The 13647-nt window shown below is 33.5% G+C and carries 10 protein-coding genes and 1 tRNA gene; 3 read left to right on the top strand and 8 right to left on the bottom strand.

The annotated features are described in order from the left end of the window. Positions 1-209: 209 nt before the first annotated feature. A complete protein-coding gene (locus ASE40_RS11615) occupies positions 210-1172 on the bottom strand; it encodes an App1 family protein (protein WP_057117133.1) in 963 nt (320 codons plus the stop codon). 61 nt (positions 1173-1233) lie between these two features. On the opposite strand from ASE40_RS11615, the gene ASE40_RS11610 reads away from it, so the two are divergent. After that, positions 1234-2103: a diacylglycerol/lipid kinase family protein gene (locus ASE40_RS11610; protein ID WP_057117132.1), complete on the top strand. Its 870-nt coding sequence runs from the start codon at positions 1234-1236 to the stop codon at positions 2101-2103. Positions 2104-2115: 12 nt separating this feature from the next. Here ASE40_RS11610 and ASE40_RS11605 read toward each other — a convergent pair whose 3' ends face one another. Both ASE40_RS11605 and ASE40_RS11600 read right to left on the bottom strand, forming a co-directional pair. Continuing rightward, the gene (locus ASE40_RS11605; RefSeq protein ID WP_057117131.1) at positions 2116-3261 is read right to left on the bottom strand and encodes a GNAT family N-acetyltransferase; all 1146 of its coding nucleotides are present in this window, start codon (positions 3259-3261) and stop codon (positions 2116-2118) included. Between the two features lie 118 nt (positions 3262-3379). Beyond that, positions 3380-3868 (bottom strand): DUF1761 domain-containing protein, encoded by a 489-nt coding sequence (locus tag ASE40_RS11600; RefSeq protein ID WP_057117130.1) that lies wholly within the window; start codon positions 3866-3868, stop codon positions 3380-3382. Between the two features lie 524 nt (positions 3869-4392). On the opposite strand from ASE40_RS11600, the gene ASE40_RS11595 reads away from it, so the two are divergent. Next, positions 4393-4698 (top strand): hypothetical protein, encoded by a 306-nt coding sequence (locus ASE40_RS11595; RefSeq protein WP_057117129.1) that lies wholly within the window; start codon positions 4393-4395, stop codon positions 4696-4698. 110 nt (positions 4699-4808) lie between these two features. On the opposite strand, the gene ASE40_RS11590 is transcribed toward ASE40_RS11595, so the two are convergent. From ASE40_RS11590 to ASE40_RS11580, 5 genes are all read right to left on the bottom strand, one after another. Next, positions 4809-4880, bottom strand: a tRNA-Glu gene (locus tag ASE40_RS11590). 388 nt (positions 4881-5268) lie between these two features. After that, complete coding sequence (locus tag ASE40_RS22365; protein ID WP_241774360.1) at positions 5269-5445, bottom strand: hypothetical protein; 177 nt, start codon at positions 5443-5445, stop codon at positions 5269-5271. 114 nt (positions 5446-5559) lie between these two features. After that, on the bottom strand, positions 5560-5775 hold the full coding sequence (locus ASE40_RS22360) for a PRC-barrel domain-containing protein (protein ID WP_241774359.1): 216 nt from the start codon (positions 5773-5775) through the stop codon (positions 5560-5562). A gap of 141 nt (positions 5776-5916) precedes the next feature. Continuing rightward, positions 5917-6072: a hypothetical protein gene (locus tag ASE40_RS22125; RefSeq protein ID WP_166669266.1), complete on the bottom strand. Its 156-nt coding sequence runs from the start codon at positions 6070-6072 to the stop codon at positions 5917-5919. A gap of 364 nt (positions 6073-6436) precedes the next feature. Next, a complete protein-coding gene (locus ASE40_RS11580) occupies positions 6437-9658 on the bottom strand; it encodes a hypothetical protein (protein WP_057117128.1) in 3222 nt (1073 codons plus the stop codon). 420 nt (positions 9659-10078) lie between these two features. On the opposite strand from ASE40_RS11580, the gene ASE40_RS11575 reads away from it, so the two are divergent. Next, positions 10079-11740: a T9SS type A sorting domain-containing protein gene (locus ASE40_RS11575; protein ID WP_057117127.1), complete on the top strand. Its 1662-nt coding sequence runs from the start codon at positions 10079-10081 to the stop codon at positions 11738-11740. Positions 11741-13647: the final 1907 nt, after the last annotated feature.

Genomic DNA, 13647 nt, shown 5'->3' with positions numbered 1-13647 from the left:
CGGCAGCTGATCCAGCTTTCTGTTTCAAGTCCTCATAAAAAAAGCAAAGTTTCTAATGTTCTAAAAAGAGCTTCCGTTGGTCGCTTTTTTAGAACAAGAAACTTTTGCTTTTTTTATTCCGGGCTTTCCACTGCAATCTGGGCTAGAAAAAGTTTCAGGTTTCAGGTTTCAAGTTGGTCAAAAACCTAAAACCTAAAACCTAAAACAAACTACTTAATGATCCCAATAGACCTCGAATGCTCAATCGCTTTACTGCTGTCTTTAAAATAGCAAACTGAGACATTTAGGCTTTCAAGGTTTTTAAGAATTTTTTGAACTTCTTTTTTCTGATATTTACCAGTCTGCCTAATGTAAACAGCGATCACGGTAACGGGAAATATTTTGCAGATTCGTTCATACAATACAGGATCATGCTGGGAATCATCGCCCATTAAAATATATTTGAGAGTAGGGTAGAATTCTACAACGTGTTTTATTTTTTCAAATTTATGATCGTGATTCCCTCTTCCGCTCATAAAAAAATCCGTAATTCCTCTTTTGATATCTTTAAGCAGCACAACCGCCTTTGGCAGTTTATTAATTCGGGTAAATTTTGCAATAAATCGATATAAATTCCATTCACTGCTCGAAACATAGAAAAAAGCATTTGCCTCTTCTGGATTCTCTCTTCCTGACTGGCTCAACGCCTGATAATGCGAAACAACATCTTTAAAAACCTTTCTGTCGTTTACATTTCTAAAAAGTAAAATATAGATTTTTCTAAAGAAATTATTGGTGTGCGAGATCAAAAAAGTATCATCGATATCTGATATAATTCCGAGTTTGCCTTTATGAGGTCTTATAAAACTGCCTTTGCAGCTCGTTTTTATGTCATTGTATTTCAGGCTTACTTCATAAGGCATCCAGCCAAAATGCGTTTCCTTTTCAAGCGGAATACAAAATTTAAAATAACCATCATCTAAAGTTTTGGTGTGAATTATTTCCTCATTATAATGAAGATAAACATCAAAATTTTTAATGGTTTTTATTCGGAATAATTTGAGAATCGAGGTGGCATTTTTTAACTTCTTTTTTTCAAAATCGTAATTGTGTTCCCTTCTTAAAACATGCCCCATCACAATTAATTCTTGCTCATTTGCATAACCTCGATATAATTGTAGAATTGGTTTCATTAATTACGTATATTTAGGTAACTGTAAATTACTTAAATTAATTGGTTTTAAAAATAAAATTTTGAAAAAGAATATACTATTTATTGTAAATCCGATATCTGGAGATTTAGACAAATCGGATTTAATCGAATCTGTTGAAGAATTTGCGTCGACACATCATTTTAATCTGGAGGTTTATGAAACCACAGGGAAAAACGATTTGAAAGCAATACAAACTATATATAATCAGCATAATCCTGAACGAATTGTTGTAGCAGGAGGCGATGGAACTATAAAAATGGTTGCAGAAGCAATGGAAGATCACGACGTCATAATCGGTATTCTGCCAGCTGGCTCTGCAAACGGACTTTCGGTAGATCTAGATCTTCCGGCTGGAATCGAAGAGAACCTTAAAATAGCCTTTTTAAACAACTATATCGAAATGGACATGATTTGCATCAATGGCAAAAAAAGTATTCATTTAAGCGATCTTGGTTTAAACGCAAACTTGGTAAAAAACTACGAAGAAAGTGATGTGAGGGGTTTTTGGGGATATGCATTACAAGCTTTTACAACTCTTAAAGAGGCAGAAGAACCATTTGTAGCAACTATTACGGCAAACAACAAAACAGTTCAGCACGTTGCAAGAATGATTGTAGTTGCCAACTCGCAGAAATATGGAACAGGAGTAATCATAAATCCTAATGGTTCTATGAATGACGGAAAGTTTGAATTGGTAATTTTAAAAAGCCTGGATTTACTTTTAATTGGAAAAATTATTACGGGAAATATGCCAATTGATTCTGATGATATTGTCATTATTTCAACAGACAAAGCCACTATAGAAACAGATTATCCAGTAAATTTTCAGATTGACGGAGAATATTGCGGGGCACAGAAATCTTTAGAAATTCATATTTTGCACAAGCAAATGAAATTGGCTGTTCCTTAGCGGTAAAGTGTATTATTTAAAAGGATTTCTTTCCTGCCATTCTGTTTTTGGTTCCAGATAATTAAAAAACCTAGAAATGTTATGGTTAATCAATGCATTGCTATGTGTAATTAAACCATACATTTTTACAGGTTTTGCTCCAACAGAACTTTTAATTTCAAGTGCCGTTCTAGCAAAAACAATTTCTCTGAAACCTTTTTTAATAGAATAGGCAATCATGTCGTACAGCATATTTAAGTACAGCATTTTTTCGCGCTGTACACTTTCATCATAGCCTAAAAAGTAGGTGTCCATTACATCGCCGTTTTTAATCAAAGTGTTGAAACCAATTAATTTTTCGTCTAAAAAATAACCATATAGCAAAAAGTTCTCACCCATTATTTCTTTAAAAAAGCTAAAATGATTTCGAGCTAGAAAAAAAGTATTGAAAGGAGCGTTTTTGGCAACGTGAAAATACAAGTCATAAATAACATCTTCATATTTTTTAATGTCATCTAAAAACATTTTTTGTTTCAAGATACCGTCAGATTTTTTTCGGGCGCGTTTGTATTGGTCACGGTATTTTTTAGATAAAGCATCAATATAATCTTGTTCTGTTTCCCAATTTTTAGGAATTTCAAAAATCATATTCGGCTGTGTCGAAAACGTATAGTTATTTTTGAATTCAGCTTGTAAAGGTTCTATTTCTTTCGCAGTAAAATCTTTTATACTCGTTATATGAACTTTTTTTCCGCTTTCCTTTAAATCTTTTTTAAGCTGATTGATAGCTTTATGAAGTGTTTTAATAGCTTTTGACTGCTTGATATTTTTATCAAAAACAAAAGCATTCTGACCAGTAAGCATATTATTGCCAATGAATAAAACATGCGATGCAAAATTCTTTAAAGCAAAATTTCGAACAGATGTTTTTAAGCATTTATCACGCTCCCCAAACGATTCTAGTTTTTCGGCAAATAAAAACTGCGTTAAAACAATTCCAATCAGTTTTTCTTCTTCAAAAATTCCGATAAAATGACAAGTCATATTAACTGGAGAAGAGTTTTCCAGAACTTCGAGATATTCTCGCGTTAAAAAAATATTATCAGCAGCAAGCAAATTCCATTCTACAGGCAGTAATGAAGCGCTTTTGTAAATCTGGAAAGAATAGGTTGTATTCAAGAGAGTGAACTAATTTCGTCAAAATTAGATAATATTTGCAATAACTCATTTTCTTTAAGTTATTATTAAGAAAAACCCGTTTGACTTTAGGTTTCAAACGGGTTATATATTTTTTTATTTATGCGAAACCGCAGATAATTCCGCCCATTAAAGTCAGCGTAACTATCCAATAACCAGCGTGAATAAATATGTATTTCCAAGATTTTCTTTCAAACAAACCATTAATTCCAATTAGGGGAAACGCAAAAAACAACCCAGACATAAATCCGTGAAGCGCGCCGTGTTTGAAAGTTCTGTACGCCATTCCGTAATCTGCCATAAAAGCAGCGAATGATGGTTTTGCACTGTCAATTAACGGTGGTCCGCCAACCATACCCACCGCGCCAGACTGATGAATTGTCAACGACATTAAAGTCATCGTAATCATTAAAGAAAAAATGTACGTTAATCCAAAGATTTTAATCATACTGCCTTTTCTTAATTCTTCTTGAGTAAGATTATTTTCTTTCATCCAGATCGTTCCGAATACTTTCGGATTATACCAAATAAATCCAACAACAAGAGTGACAATTGCTGCTAAAAGAAGTGCAACGAAGTTAATTTCCATAATATGAGGTTTTTAGAATTAGTTAGTCAAATGTAATCAAAAAAATAATTCACATCTATTATTTAATAAAGGAAGAATAAATCGTATTAATTATTTACTTATTAACAGTTTGTCGACATTATGTGCATTATATCTATGAAATGCATAATTTAGTCGAAGAATTAAAAACTAAAATCTATCATTAAACTTTAGCGTTTTTTACCAATACGCTAGTTTTTGTTTTATTCAGTCGAAATCCATAAATCTTGAAAATAAATTACAATAGTTACCCAAAATTAATCGTGCTTATGAATGAATTTTACACTCGTTAAAAAAGTTGATTAAATATATTTAGTTAATTGCTGAAACCGTAATTCGTTACGGTTTTTTGTTTTTAGAATTTAAAGGGTATTAAAAAAAATAACATTTAATTTAGAAAGGATTTTTTATGTTTGTCCAAATTTTTTATAACTTTAATATAACTATTCCAAGAAGCAAAAACCGATTGATGGTCGGTATTATTAATCACTTAATAAACAGAAATTATGACACTACAATACCAAGGTGAACAATACGGAAAGTCAACAACTTTTACAATAAGAATTATTGGTAATAACTTATCAAAAAGCAGTTCAAATTATCAAATTGACCTTTTGGTTGGAGATAAAAAACTGCCAACTTTTACAAGTGAAATTCACCAAAGTCTTTCTAATTGTTTAAAAGAGATTTATTTGTTCAGAAAACATAACGGAATCAAATTTGATGAATCAACAGAAAAGATTGTTTCGCTTTATGTTCCGTATGATAAGGTTTTGTATAACTACAATAAATATGCTTTGTTTAGAGCATAATTTTTCTCAAAATATTAATATGAAAAAGACCTTCTGAAAAGAGGTCTTTTTTTGTTTTAAATAGAAACAAAAAAAGCTCCAGATTTCTCTGAAGCTTTTATTTTGGTAAGTAGTCCGTGGGGGAATCGAACCCCCCTTACCAGGATGAAAACCTGGCGTCCTAACCGATAGACGAACGGACCTGCTTTTGTAATGCGGGTGCAAAACTATAACTAATTTTCAAATATACAAGTGTCTTTTGCAAAAAAAATATTCTCTTATTTCGATAATTTCAGATTTTAGATCATCAATTGTAAATAAATGGAATTAATTAAAGTGTATTTGTTTGATTAGTAATTGGTTGTTTTTTGTTTGGAAAAAAGATATTTATCAAAGAAATATTTTTGTTATGATTAAAAAATATTTGCCTTTTTATGTTTTGAAAGAATATTCTTTTAGAATTTAGTGTCTTCCTTTTGAAAAGTTCTAGCCAAAGTATTCAAATAATTTAGAGACAGTCTCTATCCATAAAAAAAGACCAAACATTTTTAACGTTTGATCTTTGTAATATTTCATAAAATAGTCTTAGTGCTATTTGCTGTCAAACTCCCTGCGGTTGTAAAAAGTATCATCATCGGATAGGAAACTGGAGTCATTTTCAGGATAATAAGACTTCATTACACTTCTTTCGTAATTTCTGTCAAAATTATGCTGTCTGCTATATCTGCTTGTATGTCTAAATGTATCATATCCTATGGTATTGGCCATTACAGTTTTCGTGTCTTTATTAATGCTTACAGATCCAATAGGTACAATAATGTGACTGTCTCCATCTTGATAGATAAATTCCTTTCCATTGTCGTTTGCTATAGCATCGTGTACTTAATTTCGGCTATCGTCTATTAGTGTTTTATCGATTTTTACGTCTAAGTAGACAACGCGCTGCATATCTTTATTAACCCACAAATTATCAATTGTACCTATGGTGCGGTTATCAGAGTCTACAATTTTCCATCCTCTTACGTCTGAATAATTGGAAGCAATCTTATAATCAGAGAGTTCGTCGAGTCTGTATAAATTTCTATGTTTATTTTCCATAAATTCTTTTTTTAATATTATATATTCATATGTATGCTACATATAACTGCAACAAACTTTTAGCAGATATGTAAAAAATGTCTTGTACAAAGCTTTAATAGATGTACAAAGCAATTAATTCCTGCTTTTTCTTAATAATGTTTATTGTCCACTTGTAGTGTTTTCAACTTCTACATTGTTTTCAGTTGTAGTTTCATGATCTTGTACAAATATGTAGTAAACAAGCGCTGCTATGATTAGCACTACTGCAATCCATGGCCATATCGGCTTCTTTTTCTCAATTTTAATCTCTGCCATAACGTATTTTTTTTGATTATAGAATAGTTTTTAATTACTATTAAAGGTACAAATGAGAAAAGATTCGAAAGTATTTAATTTCAGCAGGATGTTACACAATTCCCAGTAGAGTAATTGATTATCAGAAGGCAAGGTGTTTGTTTTGAGTAAAGATGATACTTAATTCTTTTAAGTGAATAAATTATAAAATAATATAAACAAAAAAAGCTCCAGATTTCTCTGAAGCTTTTACCTTGTAGTCCTAACGGGACAATTCTCGAACCGTTTTGCAGGTGATTTGAAAAAAAATAAATTTAATAGTATAACACTAGATGATCTATTTTAAATTATAATAAATATTTTTAAAACATTTAAATTTCTTAAATCAATTTTCATGTTTGTAATTATATTGATTTTCTGAAATTATTTTATTGTTTTGATCTTTAGTAAGTTTTAGACGACCCAAAACATCGTACTCAAACTTGCTGGTTATTCCTTTAGGATCTGTTGTTGAAATTATTCCCACACCAGGCTTATAAGTATAAGTCGTAATAAAAGCGTTTGGTAAAAGCGTTCTTAAATTTTGTGGCACCTCGGTTAATAATCTAATGGCTTCATCATTTATTCCCAGAACAGATTTTACATCTGCATAAGATGCATTTTCTATCTTAGCTATAGGATATGTACCGATATACCCCCATAAATAAGTTATATCCATTCCATTTTCCATCTTTTGCTGCAACAAATTCCCATTGGTATTATCTATCTCAACTACTTTTATACGGTTTTGAAGCGTTGCTGAACCCTTAGAGGTTTGAATGATTTCAGGCTGTATGAGTCCATTCCCCCAGTCCTTGAATATTTTTTTACTTTCAGATGTTTTATTTGTATCTACAAAACTCTGAGTTTTTACAGGAGTTAGTCTATTATTTTCTAATAAGATGTTCATCAGAGGTTCTCCTGCTGTATCAGTATCGCCAGGATAAAAAAATCTGTTTTCCAAAGTTTCTCCTTTAGAGGATGTAGTTGTCTGACTGGTTAACTGCATATGAACAGGGTTGTTATAATTATAAACTGTATTAGTTACAAGTGTTCCGCTGACAGCATTAGATTTGTCATAGAATGTCTCAGTAACCATTTTAGATTTTAAATATCGCCATGGGATGATATGTCTATATCCCATATTTTGGTAAGGTACTAAATTTGGTGGCGGAGCATTAATGTTAGGACACGTGATAAAAGTTTCTCTTGTGAAGATTTTGATTCCTGAAACAGTTGCGGTTTTAGAGGTATCATCATTGTAATTACTAACTTCTTCCTGTATTATTTTATTATTAGAATTGAATATTTTTTTATTTAATAAATTGCCTCGGAGCCAATCAAATTCTACATTTACAGAACCTTCCTGACTGCTAAATGAAGGCGTGAAATCGTAATTGTAAGTAGTGTAACCATTCTTCAACATATTTGTAAAATCGATAGTTTCTTCTTTTACATCTGTGTAATAGACTTCGTTCATCAAATTATAAGGAGATTGACCATTGTATACAGTTGTATTACTAGTAATCCAAAATACTCCGTAAAAACCCTCACATTTTGTTGTCTGATAAGAATGAAATGTTTCCGGATCATATTTACGAACAGCATCGAAAACCAACCTGCCGCTACTCTTATCTCCTTGTCCCGGAATAGTGTACGAATATTGTTTTTTAGTAACTAATTTAGAATTGTCATCATAGTTTTCTACAGATTCAATTCTAAGTCCTGGTCCAAGAACATTTTTTTGAGTGTCATCTATATTAATGTATTTGCATTGGAAATTATTAACACTCATATACTGTCCATAAGCCTCAAGTATAATCTGTCCAGATCCACTCAATTCAACTGATTTATCAAAAGACCTGTTGTCTTTTATTTTAGAACTATCAAAAAATGGAGTGCTGGATCCATCTTTAAAAACAGTTACTCTTGCATATTGATACTTGTTAATGGTTAAATAGTTAGCTCCACTATATACTATATCGAAAATTAATCTGGCACTGGCAGTTCCATTTAAATTATAAGGAATAACATTTTCAACAAGACATGTTGGTCCACAACTACTTTCTTGGTCACTATCGGGTAATCCACTTCCCTGAACGATGTGCGAATTAATATTTACTTCTCTGTTTCTGCTTAGTTCATCAATTCCAAAGTAACTATTGGATTCATAATTAAATTTTGTTTTGCCTTTGGTCGGATATTTTATCTCCGTAAGCATTCCAGCCATCAGAGCATTTGTGTTTACGTTACGATTAGCCGATCCTAAGGTTATTTTTCCGTTATTGAACCAAATATGCTGCGGAGGTATCAAAGTTAAGTTATCTGCGCCGTTGCAATATCCCCAGGCATCCATACTCTTTGCATTTTTAGTTGGTAAAACAGCATCCGAGTAAGTGAATTTTGTAGCGATGTTTTCATCGATCATATCAACTACGGCTTCAAGTTTAAGCCTTTTCCTTATATAGTCCAGTTGTATTCCTCCCGGATCAAAATAACTATATTTTAATTCATATCTTTTATTATCAACATATGTACCATTGTCAAAACTTTGAATTTTGATAAATTTTAGATAAGAAGGTACAGCATATATGTCTGGAAAACGTATCTTATCTACCAAATTAGGTGAGGCTAAATCCAATCTTCCGCTTTGTGGAATAAACAAAATTCTAAAATCTTTGTGGCTAATAGCGCTCAACTTATAGGTTTTTGTTGCATTTATAGAGTTTCGGGGAGATGTGGTCATTGTTTCACTTTGATCTGATCCCTGAGGACAATCGCTGAAACTTCTCGATATGCTTATCTGATCATTAATGTTGGTATTAGAGTGCCAGCCATCATTGGTATAACCAAAATCAATAGTATTATTGGAAGGGGTTTTAATCTGATCAACATACCATGCAGTGGTATAGTAACTTGTATTATGTTGAACACCAACTGAGCATGAAATTTCACGTGTATCATTGAAAAAGTAAATATTTCCTTGTGCATCAGTGATTTTAAATTTTCTATCATGCTTACCTCCGGAGCTTTCTACTTTAAAAGCGTCGGGAGGGTATACTATAATACCATCTCCCTGAGAATTTCCAATTATAAATTTACCTTGTGCAGTAGGAGAACTAAAATGATAAACATCTTTGATCCAGGAATTATTCCTAAGAAAGGACATGTACTCATCGCAATAATCCCATGGCTCTGCCTGACCTAAATAGTTTTCTATTGTTTCGAAAGAAGGCATAGTGGCGTCAACAGCTTCGTCAGGCGTATCTCTTACATCGAGTGTAATTTGGGCACCAGCCTGAAGACTCCACCCGAGTCCTACCCATGTAGCTTCCTGATTTACTTTTATTCCTGTCGGATTGTAACTTAAACTGATTGGCAGTTTATAATCGCTTGTTTCTAATGTGTGAATTGGAACTGAAATGTTCACTAAACCTTTCGCTAAATTGACGTTATAATCTCCATATTTTTGAAATGCCTGCGCCTCTGGAGATTTTGGGGTAAAATCTGAAATAGTTGCCCAACTGTCTTTGTCTCCAACTTGTGCAGATAATAAGTGCACCCACATAGTTGAAAGTGCTAAAAATAGGATTGTTCTTTTTTTTGTGTTGAAAGAAAGGGGCTTCTTTTGTTTTATTAGGTAATTCAAAATTGTAATTCTTATAAAATTTGTATTTTTTTTAACTATCGTTCAATATGTTTCAATGACTTTTTCTTGTTTTTTTCTACTTGGTTTGTCTTTTCAAATCTTTAAATATTTACTAATATTTGTGATGTTTTATTGAAACTATTATGTGTAAATGGATATTTGCTGTTATATCTAATTACATACTCAATGAGTTTACAGGAATATTATCTGTTTTATTTTTTCGATGCCAAAGATAAAATAAACATAAGTTAAATTATTACGGAATGCCGTAAAGAAGTGATAAAAAAAACTGTTAGTTTCGCCATTGCAATAAAATAATTATCAAATTCCAAACGGCTTATGCGGAAATTTTACTTACTAACTTCTTTTTTAGTATCAATCATTACACATTCCCAGGATATTCTTTGGGAGAAATCTTACGGAGGTACACATTCCGATTATCTTTTTGATGCCCAGCCAACAGCCGATTACGGATTTATTCTGGCAGGCAGCTCCTTGTCTAATAAAACAGGTAATAAGGCAGAAGACAATCATGGTGATTTAGATTACTGGATTTGGAAAATGAAAGAAAATGGAGAAATGGACTGGCAAAAAAGTTTTGGGGGTTCCGGTTTTGATCTTCTTCAAAGTATAAAAAATACCAGCGATGGCGGGTTTATTCTTGCCGGAACTTCAAGCTCATCTAAGGGATCTCAAAAGAAAGAAAATTGTAAAGGTCTCTCTGATTTTTGGGTAATAAAACTTAACGCTGCCGGAGATGAACAATGGCAGAGAACTATTGGCGGCGATGGTCAGGAAGAATTACTTTGTGCTTTTCAGACCAAAGATGGTGGATATATCCTGGGCGGATCTTCAAGTTCGAGCCCGCATTCTATTACAACTTCGAAAATTGACGAAAAATCATTGACTACTGATCTCTATACTAAATCGGAAAAGAGCAGAGGAAATATGGATTACTGGATCGTCAAATTAAATAAAGAAGGTGCTGTTGAATGGCAAAAAACATATGGTGGCCAATATTCTGATATACTCAGAAGTATGGAACAGACTTCTGATAACGGCTATGTTCTGGCAGGTTATTCTAATTCTCCAATTTCAGGAGACAAGACAGAATCTGGAAAAGGGGTTGGAGATTATTGGATTCTCAAAATAGATGACAAAGGAGTTATTCAATGGCAGAAAACTTATGGAGGAGATGGTGATGACCAGCCCTATGTTATTCATCAGACAAAAGACGGAGGTTATATAGTTGGTGGAAATTCAAACAGTTCTAACGCTTTGACAACTGAAGGAGGGATTGTTGGAAATGGTACAGATTACTGGATTCTTAAACTGGATGAGGAAGGAAGTGTGGTATGGAGTAAAACATTCGATTTTGGGAAAGTTGACATTTTAACGTCTTTGGTGGAAAATAATGATGATACTTTTTTGATTGGAGGACATGCCCGAAATTCAGCAACAAGAGCTGGTGGAGGCGGTTTGGCTTCAAAAGCAGTAGGATTAGTTGTAAAAGAAAAAGATGGTATAAACGATTACATCGCTTTGAAAATTAATGAGAAGGGAGAAGAAATCTGGAGTAAAACCGTGGGAAGCGGCGGAGAAGATATCCTTAGAAAGTTAATAGAAACAAGAGACGGCGGTTATTTAATGGCAGGAACATCTAATGGGACATCAAAAGATAAAAATTCGAATATTGGCTCCAATGATTTTTGGGTTGTAAAGTTAAAAGATAAAACCAAGTTAGAAAAAGTCAAAGCCAGTATAGAAGCCATACCTAACCCAGTATCTACTTATACCAATGTTATAATTGGTTATGATTTCAATAAAGGAACTGCAAGTGTTGTGGATATGTTAGGGCGCACGCTTCAGAGTTTTGAAATCTCAAGCAGAACAGTTCCGGTAGATTTAAGCAGGTATTCGGAAGGTGTATATCTTATTGTCATAAAAACAGATGTTAAAACCGAATCGGTTAAAGTAATTAAAAGAATAACAGGCAAATAAAATGAAGCATTCAATTTTAGGAATAGTTTTAATAAATATAAAAAACAATTCTGTTTTTAGAAGAAAACAACAAGATGAATTGAGATTTAATAAAAATTAGATTCGCTTATTTATGAAAAGAAAATTATTCTCAGGTATCTTATTTTTAATTATAAGTTTTTGCTACAGTCAGGTTAAAAACGACTCAATTCAGGCTCCATCTTCAATTATGGCAGCACCAGCAGTTGGACCTGGAGGTTCGTCAAAATGGTATCAGGATGCAGATAGTGATGGTTATGGAGCAAGTGAAATTGATGCACCACCTATTACCAGTGTAAATCAGCCCCCAGGTTATGTTTCAAATAATCTTGACATAGATGATAATGATTATAGGATTACTAATATCCCACCTGTTATGTATTACAGGGATTCGGATCAGGATACATTTGGTGGTACCGATGGGCGACTTTATAGTGTAAAGCCTACTGGTTATGTAGCAAACAATTCAGATTGTAATGATTCTGATGCGACAATTAATCCTAATACTATGTGGTATCGGGATGCAGATGCAGATGGATATGGAGCCGCATCAGCAACTCTTAAGCAATGTCTGCAGCCGGCAGGATATGTCCGAAATGCGTCTGATTATGATGATTCTACACCCAATATAACCAATGTGGCACCGCAATATTTCTATCGGGATGCTGATGGTGACGGATATGGAAACCCATCTGCATATATCTATTATAGTTATATGCCAGGCGGCTATGTTACAAATGGATCAGATTGTAACGATTCAAATTCGGGCATTAATCCTAATACAGTCTGGTTTCAGGATGCTGATGGGGATGGTTTTGGATGGTACGCAGTGACTAAAAAAAGCTGTACACAACCATCCGGATATGTTTTGGATTTTGAAGATTTTGATGACAATAATTCCAATATTACCAACATAGCACCGCAGTATTTTTATCAGGACGTTGACGGAGATGGTTATGGAAATCCTAGCAGTAGTGTTTACTTTAGTGCAAAACCGGCAGGTTATGTTACCAATAATTACGATTGTAATGATTATGATGTATCCGTTAATCCAAATACAGTCTGGTATCAGGATGCCGATGGAGATGGTTATGGAAATGGAGCGGTTACCACGATAAGTTGTGGACAGCCTTATGGATATGTCCGAAATGCTGCAGATTATAATGATGGAACTTCGAATATTACAAACATTGCACCGCAATATTTTTTTAGGGATTATGACGGTGATGGTTACGGAAATCCTTCGGATTATGTCTATTATAGTTATAAGCCGGGAGGTTATGTAACTAATAATTTAGATTGCAATGATTCCGATGTAGTTGTGAATCCGGATTTACACTGGTATCAGGATGCTGACGGGGATGGTTATGGAAACGGAAGCGTATCAACACCATCCTGTACGCAACCGGCAGGATATGTTCGAAACGCTGCTGATTATAATGATTCTACAGCAAACATAACTAATGTTGCTCCAAACTATTTCTATCAGGATGCTGATGGGGATGGTTACGGAAATCCATCGATCTACGTTTACTATAGTTATATGCCGGGAGGTTTTGTTAACAACAATGCAGATTGTAATGATACAGACAGTTCCTTAAATCCAAATACAGTTTGGTATCAGGACGCAGACGGAGATGGTTACGGAAACGCAAGTGCCTATACGCATTCTTGTATGCAACCTGCAGGATATGTCCGAAACGCAGCTGACTATAATGATTCTACAGCAAACATAACCAATGTTGCTCCAAACTATTTCTATCAGGATGCAGATGGGGATGGTTACGGAAATCCATCTGTTTATGTGTATTACAGTTATATGCCTGGAGGTTTTGTAAGTAATAATTACGATTGCAATGATGCAGACAGCTCATTAAATCCAAATACGG

Source organism: Flavobacterium sp. Root935 (assembly GCF_001429295.1).
In the GTDB taxonomy this organism is placed as follows: Bacteria; Bacteroidota; Bacteroidia; order Flavobacteriales; family Flavobacteriaceae; genus Flavobacterium.
The sequence above is the reverse complement of the archived record's forward strand: the minus strand, read 5'-3'. Positions and strand labels throughout refer to the sequence as shown.